The organism is Natronococcus sp. JC468, from assembly GCF_012163165.1.
Classification (GTDB): Archaea; Halobacteriota; Halobacteria; order Halobacteriales; family Natrialbaceae; genus Natronococcus; species Natronococcus jeotgali.
In genome coordinates this window covers 66,827-85,170 of the sequence record NZ_JAAVUO010000003.1, presented here as the reverse complement: position 1 = coordinate 85,170, position 18,344 = coordinate 66,827, and the positions used below count along the sequence as shown (strand labels likewise).

Genomic DNA, 18,344 nt, shown 5'->3' with positions numbered 1-18,344 from the left:
CGACGGGCCGAGCCGAGGACGGTATGATAATAGGATCTACGTTCGATATTAGGCCGTTGATGTCTTGCGGTTTTCGCCGTCGACTCGAGAACGGGTCAGGTTGTTACTTCGTGTCACCGCTGCTGCCAGCGTCAAGTTTATATACGTCGTCGATCCTCGGATCGGATACAATGTCTTCACAAGGCAACCCGACCTCTGACACCAGTCAGGGGGGTCGAGTTCTTCCAGGGCACGTTAGATTCCACTGACGAAATCGAGTCAGCACGTGTCTTCGATACGACGCTGCGGGACGGCGAACAGTCGCCCGGCACGTCGTTCTCCTACGACGACAAGCGCGAGATCGCCTCCGTCCTGGACGAGATGGGTACCCACGTCATCGAGGCCGGGTTCCCCGTCAACTCCGAGGCCGAGTTCGAGGCGGTCCGGGATATCGCGTCCTCGACGTCGACGACGACCTGCGGGCTGGCCCGCGTCGTCGACGACGACATCGACGCCGCACTGGATTCCGGTGTCGAGATGGTGCACACGTTCGTCAGCACCAGCGACGTCCAGATCGAGGATTCGATGCACGCGACCCGGGAGGACGTAGTACAGCGCGCCGTCGAGTCGGTCGAGCGGATCACGGAGGCGGGGGCGACCTGCATGTTCTCGCCGATGGACGCGACCCGGACGGACGAGGCGTTCCTGATCGAGGTCATCGAGGCGGTCTCCGAGGCGGGAACCGACTGGATCAACATCCCGGACACCTGCGGCGTCGCCACGCCGAACCGGTTCCGGGCGATGATCGAGAAGGTCTGTGCCCACACCGACGCGCGGGTCGACGTCCACACCCACGACGACTTCGGGCTGGCGACCGCCAACGCCCTGTCGGGGATCGAGGCGGGCGCCGACCAGGCGCAGGTCTCGGTCAACTCGATCGGCGAGCGGGCCGGCAACGCCGCCTACGAGGAGTTCGTGATGGCCGTCGAGTCGGTCTACCAGTGCGACACGGGGATCGACACGACCCGCATCGTGGAACTGTCCGAGATCGTCGAGGAGAAGAGCTCGATCGAGACGCCGGGGAACAAACCCGTCGTCGGCGACAACGCCTTCTCCCACGAGAGCGGGATCCACGCCGCGGGCGTCATCGAGAACTCCGACACCTTCGAACCCGGCGTGATGACCCCCGAGATGGTCGGCGCGACGCGTCGGCTGGTCATGGGGAAACACACCGGGACCCACTCGGTCCGCGAGCGCTTAGAGGAGCGCGGGTACGAGCCCACCGACGACGAGGTGCGGACGGTAACGCGCCGCGTCAAGGACTACGGCGCCGAGAAGCGCCGCATCACGGTCGACGACCTGGAGCGGTTCGCCGAGGAAGCCGGCGTCGAACGCCGGCAGGAGCGAGAGGAGGTGCAGATCTGAGGGATGGCCCCCTCGTTCGCTACCGGCCGGGAGCCCCGGCTATCGCGACGGCGTTCCCGCCAGCGTTGCCCGGGACGAAACTATTATGATCGTTCCCGCACCTACGAGTCGAGTGATGACGGATCGCGCTCGAGCATCGGTTCGCACTCGCGATACCGACGGCAGCGCGCTCGCTCGCATTCGTATTGTAGGGGCCCACTAGCCCCTCACCAACTCCCTCCTCGATCCCGGCCCGTATCCGTCGCACCGACCGCCGAGCGACCAGCAACTTACCAGATGACACCAGCAAGCGCACCGGACCGCCGAGAGGCGACAGGAGGTAATCGATGAGCGAACGCGCACCACCGGTTACCGCGACCGAGGAACAGCACGACGACCAAGAGACACGGGAGGAACCGCCGGAGTCGGCTCCGACTGAGGACGTCACCGACGACGCGACGACTGACGCCGAACCGACCCCGGTCACGACCGGCGCCGAGTCCGTCGTCCGCGCGCTCGAGAACGCGGGCGTCAAACACGCCTTCGGCGTGCAAGGCGGCGCGATCATGCCCGTCTACGACGCGCTGTACGACTCCGAGATCCACCACGTGACGATGGCCCACGAGCAAGGGGCGTCCCACGCGGCCGACGCCTATGGCATCGTCTCCGGGGAGCCGGGCATCTGCCTGGCGACCTCGGGGCCGGGGGCGACGAACCTCGTCACCGGGCTGGCCGACGCCGACATGGACTCGGATCCCGTCGTCGCGCTGACCGGGCAAGTTCCCACGGAGTTCGTCGGCAACGACGCCTTCCAGGAGACCGACACCACGGGCGTCACGATGCCGGTCACGAAGACCAACACGTTCTCGAGCGAGCCCGACCGCGTCGGCACGGACGTCAGCGAGGCGTTCGCGCTCGCCAGCGAGGGCCGGCCCGGGCCGACGCTCGTCGATCTGCCCAAGGACGTCACCAACGCCGAGACCGACCGCGAACCCGACGAGCCGCGAACGCCCGACACCTACGAGGTCCAGCAGCGAGCCGACCCCGAGTTCGTCGACGCCGCGGCCGAGCGCGTCGAGGGTTCACAGCGTCCCGTCATGCTGCTCGGCGGCGGCGTCATCAAGGCCGAGGCCAGCGAGGTCTGTCGCGAGTTCGCCATCGAACACGAGATTCCGGTCGTCACGACGATGCCCGGGATCGGCGCGTTCCCCGAGGACCACGAGCTCTCGATGGAGATGGCCGGCATGCACGGCACCGGGTACGCCAACATGGCGGTCACCCACTGCGACACGATGATCGCCGTCGGCACCCGGTTCGACGACCGGCTCACCGGCGGCATCGAGACGTTCGCGCCCGACGCGGAGATCATCCACGTCGATATCGACCCCGCCGAGATCAGCAAGAACATCCACGCGGACTACCCGCTGGTCGGCGACGCCGACACCGTCGTCTCCCAGCTCGCCGACGCCGTCGAGGAGTCGCCACAGGCGACGAAATGGCGCGCCCAGTGCCAGCAGTGGAAATCCGACTACTCGATGGCCTACGAGGCGCCCGAGGACGAGCCAGTCAAACCGCAGTTCGTCGTCGAGGCCTTAGACGAGGCCACCAGCGACCGCGCGGTCGTCACCACCGGCGTCGGCCAACACCAGATGTGGGCCTGCCAGTACTGGACCTACACCGAGCCCCGCACGTGGGTCTCGAGCCACGGCCTGGGCGCGATGGGGTACGGCCTGCCGGCGGCGATCGGCGCCCGCTTTGCGGCCGACGACGACCAGGAGGTCGTCTGCATCGACGGCGACGGCTCGTTCCTGATGACCTTACAGGGACTGTCGGTCGCCGTCCGCGAGAACCTGGATATCACGGTCGCCGTCCTCAACAACGAGTACATCGGGATGGTCCGCCAGTGGCAGGACGCCTTCTTCGACGGGCGCCACTCCGCCTCCGATTACGGCTGGATGCCCGAGTTCGACACGCTCGCCGAGGCCTTCGGCGCGGAAGGGTTCCGGATCGACGACTACGACGAGGTCGCCGACACCATCGACGCCGCGCTCGCCTACGACGGCCCCTCCGTGATCGACGTCCACATCGATCCGCAGGCGAACGTCTACCCGATGGTTCCCAGCGGCGGCGACAACGGTCAGTTCGCGCTGACGGAGGACCAGCTATGACACGAGAGCAGGGCCTCGACGGCCCCTCTCCCGACGAGCGACCGACCCCCGCGGGTCGGCGCAACAAACAGGGGATCCGCATCGACCCGGAGGTCGAGGCGCGACACGAGCCCCGACGGACCGTCATCTCGGCGCTGGTCGAACACGAACCCGGCGTGCTCGCCGAGGTCTCGGGACTGTTCTCGAGACGCCAGTTCAACATCGAGAGCCTGACCGTCGGACCGACCGACGAGGACGGGCGCGCCCGGATCACGCTCGTCGTCGAGGAGCCCGATCCCGGGATCGACCAGATCAAAAAGCAGCTGCGGAAGCTGTTGCCGGCGATCGCGGTCCGGGAGCTCGAGCCAGACGCGATGCGTCGCGAGCTCGCGCTCGTGAAGGTCAACGCCGAACGGCCCGACCAGGTCGCCGCCGTCGCGGACATGTACGACGCCAAGACCGTCGACTCGAGTCCCGAGACGGCCACCTTCGAGATCACGGGCGCCCGCCAGAAGATCGAGGCCGCGATCGAGACGTTCTCCCAGTTCGGCATCCGCGAGATTGCCCGAACCGGGACGACGGCGCTGGCCCGCGGTACCGACGACACCGCGGCGCCGACCCCGCCAGAATCGTCCGCCAGCGAGGCGAACCAGCAGTACACCCAACCAGCAGACGATGACTGACGACGAATTCACCACCGAGATCTACTACGAATCGGACGCAGACCAATCGCAGCTCGACGACGTAACGGTCGCCGTGCGGGGCCAGGGAAGCCGGGGCCACGCTCACGCGCTGACCCCCCACGACAGGGGCGCCGACGGGGTCGCCGGCCCCCGCGAGGACCCCCCCCCGCGTTCGGCCGCCGAAGCCGACGGACTCGAGGTCACGACGCCCGTCGAGGCGGCCGCACAGGCCGATATCGTCTCGATGCTCGTCCCGGACACGGTCCAGCCCCACGTCTACGAGCAGATCGAGGACGAACTCGAGGCCGGCGACACGCTGCAGTTCGCCCACGGCTTCAACATCCACTACAACCAGATCCAGCCCGCCGAGGACGTCGACGTGACGATGATCGCGCCCAAGACGCCCGGCCACCTGCTCCGGCGCAACTACGAGAACGGCGAGGGCACCCCCGGGCTGCTGGCGGTCTACCAGGACGCGACCGGCGACGCCAAGGCCGAGGCGCTCGCCTACGCCCAGGCGATCGGCTGTACGCGGGCCGGCGTCGTCGAGACGACGTTCCGCGAGGAGACCGAGACCGACCTCTTCGGCGAGCAGGCCGTCCTCTGTGGCGGCATCGCCGAGCTGATCAAGGTCGGCTACGAGACGCTGGTCGACGCGGGCTACAGCCCGGAGATGGCCTACTTCGAGTGTCTCAACGAGATGAAGCTCATCGTCGACCTGATGTACGAGGACGGACTCGGCGCGATGTGGGACTCGGTGTCCGACACCGCCGAGTACGGCGGCCTCACCCGCGGCGAGCGGGTCATCGACGACCAGGCCCGACAGAACATGGAGGAGGTTCTCGAGGAGGTCCAGAACGGCGAGTTCGCGACCGAGTGGGTCGCCGAGAACCAGGCCAACCGGCCCGTCTACACGCAGCTCAACCAGGCCGAGAAGGACCACGAGATCGAGGAAGTCGGCGAGCGCCTCCGCGCGCTGTTCGCCTGGCAGGAAGAACAGGAATCGGAAACCGAGGACGAGCGAGAGAAAGTGCAAGCGGATTAGCATGAACCGAACGAACGACACGAACGCGGACGACGACTCGATGCGCGCGGTCAACCACACCAACCCCTACACGGGCGAGACGGCCGGCCGGCTGTTCAGCCGCGGCCCGACGGTCGTGGCCGACGGCGGTCGACGAAACGGCGACGACGAGAACCCCGCCGCGACGGATCCGCGGTCGGAGTCCGACCGCACGATGAAGCGAGTCGACCACACGCCGCCACAGGGCACCGACGACGCCAACGACGTCTTCGAGCGGGGCAACGAACACGACCGCGACCGAGGAGCAACCGACGTATGAGTGAGGGGACGCTGTACGACAAGGTCTGGGACCACCACAAGGTGACGACGCTGCCGACCGGGCAGGACCAGCTGTTCGTCGGCCTCCACCTCATCCACGAGGTCACCAGCCCGCAGGCGTTCGGGATGTTGCGGGAACGGGACCTCGAGGTCGCCTACCCCGAACTCACCCACGCGACGGTCGATCACATCGTCCCGACGGCCGACCAGTCCCGCCCCTACGAGGAGGACGCGGCCGAGGAGATGATGAGCGAACTCGAGCGCAACGTCCGCGAGGCGGGGATCGACTTCTCCGACCCGAACAGCGGCGATCAGGGGATCGTCCACGTCGTCGGCCCGGAGCAGGGCCTGACCCAGCCCGGGAAGACGATCGTCTGTGGCGACTCCCACACCTCGACCCACGGCGCCTTCGGCGCGCTCGCCTTTGGCATCGGTACCAGCCAGATCCGGGACGTGCTCGCGACGGGTACCCTCGCGTTCGAGAAGCAGAAGGTTCGCAAGATCGAGGTCGACGGCGAACTCGGCGACGGCGTCGAGGCCAAGGACGTCATCCTCGAGATCATCCGTCGACTCGGAACCGAAGGCGGCGTCGGCTACGTCTACGAGTACGCCGGCTCCGCCATCGAGTCGCTGGGGATGGAAGGTCGGATGTCGATCTGTAACATGTCGATCGAAGGTGGCGCCCGCGCGGGCTACGTTAACCCCGACGAGACCACCTACGAGTGGCTCGAGGGGACGGACTACTTCCAGGACAACCCCGAGAAGTTCGAGGAGCTCAAGCCGTACTGGGAGTCGATTCGGTCGGACGAGACGGCAGAGTACGACGACGTCGTCCGCATCGACGCCGACGAGCTCGAACCGGTCGTCACCTGGGGGACGACCCCGGGCCAGGGGATCGGCATTACCGATCCGATCCCGGAACCCGAGGCGTTGCCCGCGGACAAGCAAGACACCGCACGGCGCGCCCAGGAACACATGCGCGTCGAGCCCGGCGAGACGATGGAGGGTTACGACATCGACGTCGCCTTCCTCGGCTCGTGTACCAACGCCCGGCTGCCCGACCTGCGCCGCGCGGCCCGGATCGTCGAGGGTCGAGAGGTCCACGACGACGTCCGCGCGCTCGTCGTCCCCGGCAGCCAGCGCGTTCAGGAGGCCGCCGAGGAGGAAGGGCTCAAAGATGTCTTCGAGGAGGCCGGCTTCGAGTGGCGAAACGCCGGCTGCTCGATGTGTCTGGGTATGAACGAGGACCAGCTCGAGGGTGACGAGGCCTGTGCCTCCTCCTCGAACCGGAACTTCGTCGGTCGCCAGGGCAGCAAGGACGGACGGACCGTCCTGATGAACCCGCGGATGGTCGCTGCGGCGGCGATCACCGGGGAAGTTTCCGACGTGCGCGATCTGAAGGAGGTGACGCTGGCATGAGTGACGACGTAGAGATCCCCGAGGTCGACTCCGTCTCGGGCTCCGGCGTTCCGATCCGGGGCAACGACATCGACACCGACCAGATCATCCCGGCGCGCTTTATGAAGGTCGTCACCTTCGACGGGCTGGGCGAGTTCGCCTTCTTCGATCTGCGGTTCGACGAGAACGACGATCCCAAGGACCACCCGTTCAACGAGGAGCGGTTCCAGGACTCCTCGGTGATGGTGGTCAACTCGAACTTCGGCTGTGGCTCCTCGCGCGAGCACGCTCCCCAGGCGCTGATGCGCTGGGGGATCGACGCGATCATCGGCGAGAGCTTCGCGGAGATCTTCGCGGGCAACTGCCTCGCGCTCGGCATTCCGACCGTCACGGCCGACGCCGAGACGATCGAGGAACTCCAGGACTGGGTCGACGAGAACCCCGACGGCGACCTCGAGATCGACGTCGAGGCCGAGACGGTCACCTACGGTTCGGAGACGATCGACGTCACCGTCGACGACGCCCAGCGGAAGGCATTGGTTGAGGGCGTCTGGGACACGACGGCGCTGATGAAGTCCAACGCGGGCGCGGTCCGGGACACCGCCCGCGAACTGCCCTACGTCGAGGCCGAAGCGATTCCCGAAGCCGAGTAGCTCGCGTTCGACTTCGCGGTCGGCCCTCGCAGTTTTATTTCTTTTTCTATCAGATGAAAATTCTGCCCTATCATATTTAGTATATTGAATATATATATATATATATATATATATATATATATATATATGCTACAGTAATGCCTCGGGACTCGGTAGCCGACCGTTTCGCGGACCGCGCGGTAGCCGGGGCGCTCGCGCTCGTACTGGTTCTCGGCTTGCTTTCGGGCGCAGCCGTCGGCGCGCCCGGCGATCCGGGCGGATCGGCCGTCGGGGACGGCGGGCAGACGGCCGCGCCGATCGATCCGGCGCTCGAAAGCAAGCCGAGGGCAACGTCATCGTCCTCGTCCGCCTCGAATCGCCGCCGCTCGACGCGGACGACGACCTCGATGCCCGGAAGGCCCGGGTCGAGGCGAGCCACGAACGGTTCGCGCGGTCGGTCGGCGCGAGCGACGCCGTTACCGTCGAGCGGGAGTTCTGGCTCGTCGCCGCGGCGGTCGCGACGGTCGATACGGATCGGATCGATCTCGAGGCGATCGCCGGCGCCGACGGCGTCGTCGCGGTCGACGCCGACGAGACGGTCTCCGCGGCGACCGATCGGGAGGCGAGCGGCGCCGACGCCGGGACCACGACCGCGCCCGACGGCCCGTCGACCGGGCTCGAGCAGATGGACGTTCCCGAGGCCTGGGAGACCTACGGGACGAGGGGCGAGGGCGCGTCGGTCGCCGTCCTCGACTCGGGCGTCGACGGCGACCACCCGGACCTCGAGGTCGACGAGTGGAAGGACTTCGGCGCCGATCCCTCGTCCGAGCCGATCGCGTACGACGACCACGGGACCCACGTGTCGGGACTCGTCGCCGGGGGCAACGAGAGCGGGGCCGCGATCGGCGTCGCTCCCGGCGCCGACCTCTACCACGGCGCCGTCATGACCGACTGCAGCGACGGCGACTGCGTCGGCTACGAGCGCGACATCATCGCGGGACTCGAGTGGGCCGTCGAGAGCGGCGCGGACGTCGTCGTGTTGAGCCTGGGCGTCGACGGGTACGACACCGGGCTGCTCGATGCGATCCGGAACGCCAACGTCGCCGGGACGCCGGTCGTCAGCTCGATCGGGAACCAGGGCGCCGAAACGTCGACGTCGCCGGGCAACCTCCACGATACGACCAGCGTCGGCGCGGTCGGTCGATCGGGTACCGTCCCCGAGTTCTCGAGCAGCGAGGTGATCGAAACCGACGCGACGTGGGGCGAGACGGCGCCCGAGCGCTGGCCCGGCTCGTACGCGGTCCCGACCCTCGTCGCGCCCGGCGTCGACGTCACGAGCACGGCTCCCGGGGGCGGCTACGAGGTCAAAAGCGGCACCAGCATGGCCGCACCCGCCGCCGCCGGCGCGATGGCACTCGTCCAGTCGGCGACCGACCGACCCCTCGACGCCGCGGAGCTCGAGGCCGCGCTGACCGAGACCGCGGTTGACGCCGACGGCGAGCGCGGCGGCAACGGGATCGTCGACGTGCCGGCGGCGATCGAGCGGGCCGGCACGCACGCAACTCTCGAGGGAACCGTCGTCGACGACGTCATCGGCGAACCGCTCGAGGACACCACCGTGACGGCCACTGCCGGCGACGACGGCCACGAGACGACGACCGACGACGACGGCCGGTTCGAGTTCGAGGGACTCGAAGCGAACCGCGAGTACGAACTCGTTGCCGAGCGCTCGGGCTACGAACCGTCGTCCGCGACGGCGTCGGCGCCGACCGACGGCTCGGCCGCGGTCGATCTCTCTCTCGCCGGCAGCGGAACGATCGACGTCGCGCTTGAGGACGGGCGGATCGGGACGGCGATCGACGGCGGAACGGTCGCCGCGACGGGACCGACCGGTTCGTACCCGGGCGAGCGAACCGCCGACGGGTACCGGATCGACGGGGTCCCCGTCGGCAACGAGTACGTGCTCGAGGCCGACGCCCCGGGCTACGTCGGACGCGAGCGGACGGTCGTCGTCTCGGATTCGGAACCACGAGCGGAGTTGTTCGAACTGGTGGGCGATTCGCCCCTCGAGGTCGTCGTGGAGGCCGAGGACGGAACCCCGGTCGAGAACGCTACCGTCGTCGTCGAATCGCCGTCCGGAGCGACGATCGAGCTGCCGGAGCGAACGGCCGCGGACGGGACCGTCGCGACGACGGTCGCCGGAGCCGGCGACCGCTACACGGTTGCGGTGTCCGGGCCCGGATTCGACCGCGTCGTCGTGGAGACCGGGCCGATCGAGGGAGAAACGGTCGAAACGCTGGTCGTCTCGTCCTCGGAGAGCGGCTCGAGGGCGCCGAACCCGGCCGTCCTCGCCGCGATCGGCGCGCTCGTCGCGGTCGGCGTCGCGCGGCTGGCGCGGTCCTGAGCCGCTCCGCGGCGGGCAGATCTCGTGGTATTCGATACCCTCTTTTTCCCCGGCGCGCGAGAGTCCGTCATGACTCACGAGATCGCCGTCGTGCCCGGTGACGGAATCGGGCGGGAGGTCACGCCTGCAGCGATCGACGTACTGAACGCCCTCGAGATCGACTTCGAATTCGTCGAAGCCGAGGCCGGCGACGCGGTCGCCGAGGAGACCGGAGCGCCACTCCCCGAGGAGACCTACGACCTCGCGGCCTCGGCGGACGCGACGCTGTTCGGCGCGGCCGGCGAGACCGCCGCCGACGTCATCCTGCCGCTCCGGGAGGCCGTCGGCTCGTTCGTCAACGTCCGTCCCGCGAGGGCGTATCCCGGCGTCGACGCCGTCCGTCCGGAGACGGACCTGGTCTTCCTCCGTGAGAACACCGAGGGCGTCTACGCGGGCCACGAGGATCGACTCACCGACGACGTCGCGACCCTCACCCGCGTGACGACGGAGACGGCCTCCCGACGGCTCGCGGAGTTCGCCTGCGAGTACGCCCGGGACGGCGACCACGACGGCTTCACGATCGCTCACAAGGCCAACGTGATGCGCGAGACCGACGGCCTCTTCCGCGAGACGGTCGCCGACGTCGCCGCCGACGAAGGCGTCGCGACCGACGAAGTGTTGATGGACGCGTTCGCGACGGAGATCTGTCTCGATCCCGAACAGTTCGACGTCGTCGTCTGCCCGAACCTCGCGGGCGATGTCCTCTCGGACCTCGCCGCGGGACTGGTCGGCGGACTCGGCCTGCTCCCCTCCGCGAACGTCGGCCCCGACCGGGCGCTGTTCGAGCCCGTCCACGGCACCGCACCCGACATCGCCGGCGAGGGCGTCGCGAACCCGGCCGCGGCGATCCTCTCGGCCGCGATGATGCTCGAGTACCTCGAGTACGACGAGGCGGCGGCCGCGGTCCGAACGGCCGTCGAAGCGACGCTCGAGGACGGCCCGCGAACTGCGGATCTCGGGGGCGACGCGAAAACGGAGGACGTGACGAACGCGATCATCGAGCGGCTGTAGCGCGGAACCCTTTTCTTCCGGGGGTAGAACACGCGTCCGCCCGACGATCCGACGAGCGGATCAGGACGAGTCGGCGCTGAGCGTCCAGTCGCCGTTGGCCTCGACGTTGATCCAGACCGTTCCGCCGGCGGCGTAGGATCGGGAGTTGTCGAACGACCCGGTCTTGTTGACGATCTGCTCCCGGCTGCCGTCGGCGCCGTAGCCGTCGACGATGAACGTGCCGTCACCGTCGTGAGTCGGCGAGAGGGAGACGCCGCCCTCGGTCCAGAGCGGGCCCACGTACCCCGAGCCGCTGCCGGAGCGTTCGACCGGAAGCTCCTCGAGGTCGTCGGCGTGTACCGCCGGCTGGGAGACTTCGATCGACCAGGAGCCGTCGGCCTCGACGGCGAACTCCGCGGTGCCGCCGCCGACGGTCGCGACCGATTCGCCAGTCGTCGATCCGGATGCCGCCGTCAGAACGTCGCCGTCGAGCTCGACGACGAAGTCGCCGTTGCCCTCGTGGGAGAACTCCGCGACGACGAGTCCCTCGTCGAGTTCGACGGTCTCGATCCCGGAGCCGTCGCCGTCGAGCTCGTGAGACTGGCCCGCCTCGAAGATGGACCCTTCGGGTCGCTCGGCGCCCCCGTCGGTCCCGCCGTCGGCGCCCTCTCCGCCGTAGGAGCCGTCGACGAGGTCCGAGGGCGTGATGACGTCGAGCCCCCGGTTCTCGAGGTGGTTGAGCAGGTGCTCGAACTCGTCGAGGGTCATCTCGTCACCCTCGGGCTCGTCCGTGTCCACGATCTCCTGCATTCGCAGGACTGTGAGCTGGTTGTACTGGTCGGCGAGGTTGACGTGGCGTCGGACGCCGCTGTGGAGCGAGGGCCCCCAGACGTGTGAAAGCATGTGCTGTGCGGTCGGGGGCATGATGTTCGGACACGAGCCGAACAGGTACGCGGTGTCGTAGACGTCCCTGACGACCTCGTGGGTCGTCTGGTCCATCCGATCGTCAGGGACCACCAGGTGGCGCGCGCCGTTCTCGAAACCGCGCTCCTCGAGCGTCGCCTTGGCATTCTCGAGGACCGTGCGCTGTCGGTCCTTCGGCATGTCCGACAGCGGCATCGTCACACCCGGGTTCGAACAGATGTCCCACCCGCGGTCGCGAAGCTCCTGTAGCTGGGTGACGTCCATCCTGCCCTCGGCGCCGATCGCCTGGGGGTTGATCGGAACGGCCGCGGCCCAGCCGCGTTCCTCGAGCATGTTCGCGGCGATATCGTACTGGGAGTCGTATCCCCCCTGAAGGAGGAGGATGGCCTTCCCGTTGTCGACGGAGTCGGTCTTGCGGAGGTCGTCGACGACCAGCTTGATCGGCCGCCCGTCGTTGGTCGCGAGGATGTTGATCGCGGTGACGTTCGACAGGTCCGGCTCGTCGGCCGGTTTGTGCTCGTATCCGCAGTCGAGCCGGAGCCAACCGGTGTACTCGTCGGGCAGGAGCCGGACGGTCGTGAGTCGGCTCTGCCGTCCCGGCGCGATGAACTCGACGACGATCCGGTTCGCGCCCTCGGGTTTCGCCGCGAACGAGACGTCGCCGTCGGTGAGATCGATCCCGTCCGAGAAGTAGACGGTCAGTCCCGCCGACTCGCCGCTCTCGTCCTCGACGACGGCGGCCTGGGACCCCCGTCGCGCCTCGTCGGCCGACATCGAGAGCTCCCCGGTACGCCGCGTCGGTTCCTCCTCGAAGTCCGCCAGCAGCTCTCCTTCGTCGATCGCCGGCCACAGCGTCTCTCCTCCGCTGTTCCCACCGTCGTCGGAGTCGTTGCCGTTTCCGGAGTCGCCACCGTTCCCCCCGTTGGAGTCGTTGCCGTTTCCGGAGTCGCCGCTCTCCTCCTCGGAGAGGAAGTCCGTACAGCCGGCGAGGGTCGCCGACGATGCACCGACGGCGGCCAGCAGCCGTCGCCTCGACGATCCGTATCCTGCGTTGTTGCCGTTATCCATGTGTGATCTGAACTTTCCGTACCTGTATACTTGTTAATAGAGGTACTAAATACTCTTCCCGAAATGACTGTGTCCGGAATCGATCTGTATCCGGGTCTTATCCGATCGCTAATCTCCGCCCCCGCTAGCGGTTTCCTACGCGACGTCGAGGGCGTCCTCCTCGGCTCCGGCGAGTTCGACGAGCGCGTCGGCCTCGAGGAGGTGACACTCGCCGGGGACGACCAGCAGGTGCAGCGGGTCGCCGAACGACCGCTCTGCGAGCTCGCGCATCCGTCCCGCCGCGACGAGCGGGTCCGGGCTGCCGGCTCGCGCGACGACGACGCCGACGAGTTCGGGGTAGACGTCGGCCAGGAGTTCGGCGCCGGTGTCCGCAGTCATGTACTCGCCGCGCTCGGCCTTAATATCCAGATAAACGACGGTGTGGAGGCCGTCGGCGCGGTTCGCGTCGATCGTCTCGGTGACGCTCGCCGGCAACCCGTCCGCGCCGTGGGCGTACGGAAACGGGAGCGTCGTCGCCTTTCCGAACCGGTAGTTCTGCAGTCCCGTCAGCGAGCTGGCGGCCGTCTGGGCGGTTACGCCGTGGATCACCCGCGTCCCGATCCCCCGGTCGTGAGCCCGCAACCGGAGGTCGACGTGGGTCGTCGAGATCATCGTGTCGCCCGCGGTCAGGAAGGCGACGTCCTCGCTCTCGGCCGCGGCGAGCATGTCCTCGGGTTCCTGCTCGACGCCCGCCCGATCGCGGACCTCGATCGAGACGTCGTGTGCGTCCTCGAGTTCTTCGACGGTCGTTCCGAGCAGCTCGCTGGTGTAGAACTCGGCATAGGCCTGGTCGGCCTGTCGCAGCGCCTCGCTGCCCTCGACGGTGATCGACCGCTCGTCGTAGAGCCCGAGCCCGATGAAGGTGAGCATGGCCGTCGGTAGCGCGAGCGGCCGCTATAACCTTTCGAGTCCGCGGGGAAGCGTCAGCGTTAGGAGCCGCGGTCGGCGAGTGGTGGTATGGAGGTGCCGTGTGTCCGCGTCGAGCGCGAGGAGGGGGAGCGAACACGAGCGACCCTCGCCGAGGCGGACCTGATCGACGACGACTACGAAATATCCGTCGCGGACGGCTGGCTCTACGTTCCGGTGACCGATCCCGACGCGGTCCCCGACGAGTACGAGACGGTCGAGCGAGCCGTCGACGAGCGCCGAACGCAGACGACTCCCGCCGATCTACTGTCGTTCGAACCGTCCTACGAACGCCTCGGGCGAGCCGCCCTGCTCGACGAGGACGATCCGGATCGCGCGCGGGCGATCGCCGAGGCGATCCTCGAGTCGGACCTCCCCGTCGAAACGGTCCTGAACAAGGCATCGAAGGTCAAAGGCGAGACGCGGGTTCGGGACTGGGAGCTGCTCGCGGGCGAGGGCACCGAAGTCGTCCACCGCGAGTACGGCTGCGAGTTCGCGCTGGATCTCGCCGAGGTGTACTTCTCGCCCCGGCTGGCGACCGAACGCCACCGGGTCGCCGAGCAAGTTGGTAGCGAGGCACAACGCGCTTCGGAACGCGCGAGCGGGCAGAGCCCGCGAGCGTCGTCGGAGCGAGCGTTCGACATGTTCGCCGGCGTCGGCCCGTTCGTGATCCCGTTCGCGAAACGCGGCGCCGACTGCGTCGGCGTCGACGTCAACGAGACCGCGATCGACTACCTCCGGGAGAACGCCCACCGAAACGGCGTCGAGGACCGCGTCACGGCGATCTGCGACGATGTCCGCGAGGTCGCCCCCGACTACGAGAACTGGGCCGACAGGATCGTAATGAACCTGCCCCACAGCGCCGACGCCTTTCTCGAGTCGGCGGTCACGGCCGCGGGCGACGACTGCACGCTGCACTACTACGACATCCAGCACGAGGACGACCCGTTCGGCCCCGGCGAGCGCGCGATCCGCGAGGCCGCTGAGCCCGAGTACGAGGTGACCGTCGAGACCCGACACACGGTCAGGTCGTACGCCCCCCACGAACTGAACGTCTGTCTGGACGTTCGCCTCGAGCGATAGCGGCGCTCGAGCGGGCGCGTTCGCGCTGATCGCGCTCGGACCTGCCGAACCACTCCACCGAAAGGTATCATTCACTAGAGAATGACCGAATAGGGATACGAATCCCGTCACGCTACATCGAACCCCGACACGTTACCCGTCGCGCCCGATTCGGAAACGCGGCGTGTACCCCGGTAGCGACCCCTCTAGTTCCCGTCGACGGAAGCCAGCACTGACTCTCGAGGCAGCCGTGCCGAACGTTCCGTTCGAAAGCCAGAACGGGTACAGTATCTGACCCTCTTCCGCGATTACGTGCCGGTATTTCACTTCTACGCTGTATTATCCGTCAAACCCGCTCTTTCAATATCACAATGTCTTCGCACGAGACGTCCTCTCGATACAGGTAATATATCCATCACTATTGCAGAATTGACAGTGTTCGGATGAGTTTCTTCGAGCGATAACGGGACGATACCGACGGCCTCGAGATCCCGACTTCGTCTCGAGCGAGTCGGGTCGTCGGTGCGGGGTCAGTCCTCGAGCGGCGATTCGGTGGCGCGGACGCTGTCGACGATGACGTCGCCCTCGGGTCGGGACGCGAGCCAGTACAGCTTGTAGGCGTCGACGGAGCGCTCGAAACGCACGTCCGGCGTGGAGCTAACGGCGACCTTTCGGAGTGTCCAGTTGAACACGGCGTCCTCGGCCTTCTCGCGGGACTGGTCGTCGGAGAGCTCCGACGGGATGACGAGAACGTCGTCGACCGTTCGGTCCGTCGTTTCCGGAACCGTATCCGCACGAACCGCGAGTCGGCGGGAGCGGTCGACGCTGACGACGTACTCGATTTCGCGATCCGCGATCAGCGGTCGGTCGACGGTGGCGACCGCGTCGTAGATCCGATACGGGTACGCGACGGCGCCGACGCGACCGATCGAGTCGACGTCGCCGCGGGCCACCGTCGGGCTGATCACGGGCAGGTCCGCGCGCTCGCGGCGACCGCAGTCGCTCTCGAGGGACGCGGGCGCAGCCTGCCGTCCGGGGCGGTGCGCGTCGGTCATCTACTCGTCGCCCTCCTCCCAGTAGCCGCTGGCGGCGACGTGTGCGCGAACGTTGTCGGTCTCCGTGACCGCTTTCGGGTCTACGTCGCGGCCGCCGTCGGTGACGTACTCCGGGGCCCCCGTCGGGGTATCGCCGCTCGAGATCGCCGAGAGCGGTTTGTCGAACACGTCGAAGTGGTCGTCGACGCCTTCCGGCGGGCGCGTGGCCAGGGAGACGGCGATCAGCGTCGTCGTCGAGAGCACAAACGCCGGGAACAGACCGTACACCCCGACGAGACCGGAGAGAAACGGCGACCCCTCGACCGCTCCCGAGAGCCCGACCGCGTCGACGACGGTCGACAGCTGGGTCCACAGGATCATCGTCGCCGTGCCGACGATCATGCTCGCGACGGCGCCCTCGGCGGTGGTGCGTTTCCACCACAGCGCGGCGATAAGCGTCGGACCGATGGCCGCTCCGAGACCGCCCCAGGCGTAGTCGAGAACGAGCGTGTAGATCGGCGTGTTTCTCGCCAGGTACGCGAAGGCGATGCTCGCCGAGCCGAGCCCGAGCGTCACGAACTGGGAGTACCGAACGAGTTTCGCCTGGCTCGCGTTCGGATTGACGTACCCGTGGTAGACGTCCTCGACGATGGCGCTGGTCGCGACCAGCAGCTGGGAGTCCGCGCTGGACATCATCGCGGCGAGGGCCGCCGCCAGGATGATCCCTGCGACGGCGCCCGGGAAGAACTCGAGCGTGAGCATCGGCATGACGTTGTTCGGATCGTCGATACCGCCCTGACCGAAGGCGACCAGCGCGTACAGTCCGACGAACCCGGCGCCGATGTAGGCGACGAACATGAACAGCTGGGCGATCAGCGCCGCGAGGCGGATGTTCTTCACTTCGTCGATCCCCATGAACCGGACCATCACGTGCGGGTTTCCGGGGATACCGAGCCCGATGGCGGCGTAGCTGATGATGCCGAAGATCGCGGCCCAGCCGGTCATGCCGGCCGTGACGCTCGCGTACGAACTCCCCGCGGCCGCGAGCTCGTCGAAGGGAAGCCCGTAGTTGGCGTACGCGATCACCGGCAGGAGCACGAACGCGAGCAGGATGATCGCGCCCTGGAAGTAGTCGGACCACGCGACGGCGAAGTAGCCGCCGAGGATCGTGTAGCCGACGACGATGACTCCGCCCGCGAGGATCCCGACCAGCGTCTCGACGCCGGTGAGGACCTCCAGCAGCGTCCCCGCGGCGACGATCTGGGCCCCCACGTAGCCGCCCTCGAAGATCATCAGGACGAACGCGGAGACCCCCTTGACGCGTCCGGTGTCGTCCTGCAGGCGCGTCTCGAAGAAGGTCGGCAGCGTGACCGCTTTGACGATCTCCGTGTACTTCCGGAGGCGTTTCGCGAGCCCGGCCCACGCGAACAGATCGGCGGGAATCATCCCGAGACCGTTGTAGAAGGCCATCACGCCCGTTCCGAACGCGTCGCTAGGGACGCCGAGCGTGAGCCAGCCGCTCATCTCCGATGCTCGCTCGGAGAATCCCGTGACGACGGGACCGATGCTTCGCCCGCCGATGACGTAGTCGTCGACGGAGTCCATGAGTCGCGAGGAGTAGAGTCCGATACCGAGGAGAACGAGGAGGTACGTCGCGAACGCCCCGAGGACCCAGACCCCGGCCGAGCCGGCGATTCCGTTACCGGCCATGCTCCGCCTCCTCGTAGCGCCGACGGAGTCGCTTCTCCCGTCGTCCCTCCCACACGTAGTACACGCCAAGCATCACTAGATACACCGCGAACGGTCCGAACAACCAGACCAGGTTGACGGAACTGCTCTCGAGCATTACCGTCGTGTGATCACTATCCTTGTATAAGGATACCGGATCACTCTCTTTTGGCGGAGAACGCGACGAGACGATCGTTCTGGAGAAAACCGACGCGCTGTCGACCGAACTGTTATCGAGTTACTTACAATCATATGTTTGTAATTATTCATAACTCTATCCGCGTAGCTCGAGCCATCGAGAGACCGAATTCTGTCGCTACTCCGTCCGACGGGATCGGTTCGAACTTCAACCTATCATGTCCTATCTCTATATTGAAAGAATATACTTTATCAGCTACTGGTACCGTCCACTACAGAGGCGAATACCGTCCTAGCGTCTCCACATACGGGATAACGCGTCGATAAGCCAGTACGAATTCGACCCCTGGCTACACTACCAGGATTATCGGACGATCGGATCGCTCTCTCTATCAACTCCCTCGAATACGGAGTATATACGTCCTTC

At 67.1% G+C, this 18,344-nt stretch carries 16 protein-coding genes; 10 read left to right on the top strand and 6 right to left on the bottom strand.

Annotated elements, in window-relative coordinates:
* The first annotated feature begins 195 nt into the window (after positions 1 to 195).
* The 7 genes from GWG54_RS02945 to leuD all read left to right on the top strand — a co-directional run bounded on the left by GWG54_RS02945 (position 196) and on the right by leuD (position 7,606).
* Positions 196 to 1,404 (top strand): LeuA family protein, encoded by a 1,209-nt coding sequence (locus GWG54_RS02945; protein ID WP_209438240.1) that lies wholly within the window; start codon positions 196 to 198, stop codon positions 1,402 to 1,404.
* A gap of 326 nt (positions 1,405 to 1,730) precedes the next feature.
* Positions 1,731 to 3,551 (top strand): biosynthetic-type acetolactate synthase large subunit, encoded by a 1,821-nt coding sequence (gene ilvB, locus GWG54_RS02940; RefSeq protein WP_167936356.1) that lies wholly within the window; start codon positions 1,731 to 1,733, stop codon positions 3,549 to 3,551.
* Positions 3,548 to 4,213, top strand: a complete 666-nt coding sequence (ilvN, locus tag GWG54_RS02935) for an acetolactate synthase small subunit (RefSeq protein ID WP_167936355.1) — start codon at positions 3,548 to 3,550, stop codon at positions 4,211 to 4,213. The genes ilvB and ilvN overlap by 4 nt, the downstream gene beginning before the upstream one ends.
* Entirely contained in the window at positions 4,206 to 5,258 is a 1,053-nt protein-coding gene (ilvC, locus tag GWG54_RS02930) for a ketol-acid reductoisomerase (protein WP_167936354.1), read from the top strand. The genes ilvN and ilvC overlap by 8 nt, the downstream gene beginning before the upstream one ends.
* Before the next feature lies 1 nt (position 5,259).
* Positions 5,260 to 5,556: a hypothetical protein gene (locus tag GWG54_RS02925; protein WP_167936353.1), complete on the top strand. Its 297-nt coding sequence runs from the start codon at positions 5,260 to 5,262 to the stop codon at positions 5,554 to 5,556.
* The gene (gene leuC, locus GWG54_RS02920; RefSeq protein WP_167936352.1) at positions 5,553 to 6,974 is read left to right on the top strand and encodes a 3-isopropylmalate dehydratase large subunit; all 1,422 of its coding nucleotides are present in this window, start codon (positions 5,553 to 5,555) and stop codon (positions 6,972 to 6,974) included. The genes GWG54_RS02925 and leuC overlap by 4 nt, the downstream gene beginning before the upstream one ends.
* Positions 6,971 to 7,606, top strand: coding sequence for a 3-isopropylmalate dehydratase small subunit (gene leuD / locus GWG54_RS02915; RefSeq protein ID WP_167936351.1), 636 nt, complete (start codon positions 6,971 to 6,973; stop codon positions 7,604 to 7,606). The genes leuC and leuD overlap by 4 nt, the downstream gene beginning before the upstream one ends.
* 76 nt (positions 7,607 to 7,682) lie before the next feature.
* Here leuD and GWG54_RS20750 read toward each other — a convergent pair whose 3' ends face one another.
* Entirely contained in the window at positions 7,683 to 8,360 is a 678-nt protein-coding gene (locus GWG54_RS20750) for a hypothetical protein (RefSeq protein WP_245242736.1), read from the bottom strand.
* On the opposite strand from GWG54_RS20750, the gene GWG54_RS02910 reads away from it, so the two are divergent.
* The gene (locus GWG54_RS02910; RefSeq protein ID WP_245242735.1) at positions 8,271 to 9,989 is read left to right on the top strand and encodes a S8 family serine peptidase; all 1,719 of its coding nucleotides are present in this window, start codon (positions 8,271 to 8,273) and stop codon (positions 9,987 to 9,989) included. The two genes, GWG54_RS20750 and GWG54_RS02910, sit on opposite strands and share 90 nt — an antisense overlap.
* Before the next feature lie 69 nt (positions 9,990 to 10,058).
* Complete coding sequence (locus tag GWG54_RS02905; protein ID WP_167936350.1) at positions 10,059 to 11,039, top strand: isocitrate/isopropylmalate dehydrogenase family protein; 981 nt, start codon at positions 10,059 to 10,061, stop codon at positions 11,037 to 11,039.
* 60 nt (positions 11,040 to 11,099) lie between these two features.
* On the opposite strand, the gene GWG54_RS02900 is transcribed toward GWG54_RS02905, so the two are convergent.
* Together GWG54_RS02900 and dph5 are read right to left on the bottom strand one after the other, a co-directional pair.
* Positions 11,100 to 13,010: a polysaccharide deacetylase gene (locus GWG54_RS02900; protein WP_167936349.1), complete on the bottom strand. Its 1,911-nt coding sequence runs from the start codon at positions 13,008 to 13,010 to the stop codon at positions 11,100 to 11,102.
* 135 nt (positions 13,011 to 13,145) lie between these two features.
* Positions 13,146 to 13,919, bottom strand: a complete 774-nt coding sequence (dph5, locus tag GWG54_RS02895; protein WP_167936348.1) for a diphthine synthase — start codon at positions 13,917 to 13,919, stop codon at positions 13,146 to 13,148.
* 87 nt (positions 13,920 to 14,006) lie between these two features.
* On the opposite strand from dph5, the gene GWG54_RS02890 reads away from it, so the two are divergent.
* Positions 14,007 to 15,038 carry a class I SAM-dependent methyltransferase family protein gene (locus GWG54_RS02890; protein ID WP_167936347.1) on the top strand — a complete coding sequence of 344 codons (1,032 nt, stop codon included), beginning with the start codon at positions 14,007 to 14,009 and terminating at the stop codon, positions 15,036 to 15,038.
* Positions 15,039 to 15,547: 509 nt separating this feature from the next.
* Here GWG54_RS02890 and GWG54_RS02885 read toward each other — a convergent pair.
* From GWG54_RS02885 to GWG54_RS02875, 3 genes are read right to left on the bottom strand one after another with little or no spacing between them, the layout of a single operon-like run.
* Positions 15,548 to 16,072: a hypothetical protein gene (locus GWG54_RS02885; RefSeq protein ID WP_167936346.1), complete on the bottom strand. Its 525-nt coding sequence runs from the start codon at positions 16,070 to 16,072 to the stop codon at positions 15,548 to 15,550.
* Positions 16,073 to 17,761 (bottom strand): sodium/proline symporter, encoded by a 1,689-nt coding sequence (locus GWG54_RS02880; RefSeq protein ID WP_167936345.1) that lies wholly within the window; start codon positions 17,759 to 17,761, stop codon positions 16,073 to 16,075.
* Positions 17,751 to 17,897 (bottom strand): hypothetical protein, encoded by a 147-nt coding sequence (locus GWG54_RS02875; RefSeq protein WP_167936344.1) that lies wholly within the window; start codon positions 17,895 to 17,897, stop codon positions 17,751 to 17,753. The genes GWG54_RS02880 and GWG54_RS02875 overlap by 11 nt, the downstream gene beginning before the upstream one ends.
* Positions 17,898 to 18,344: the final 447 nt, after the last annotated feature.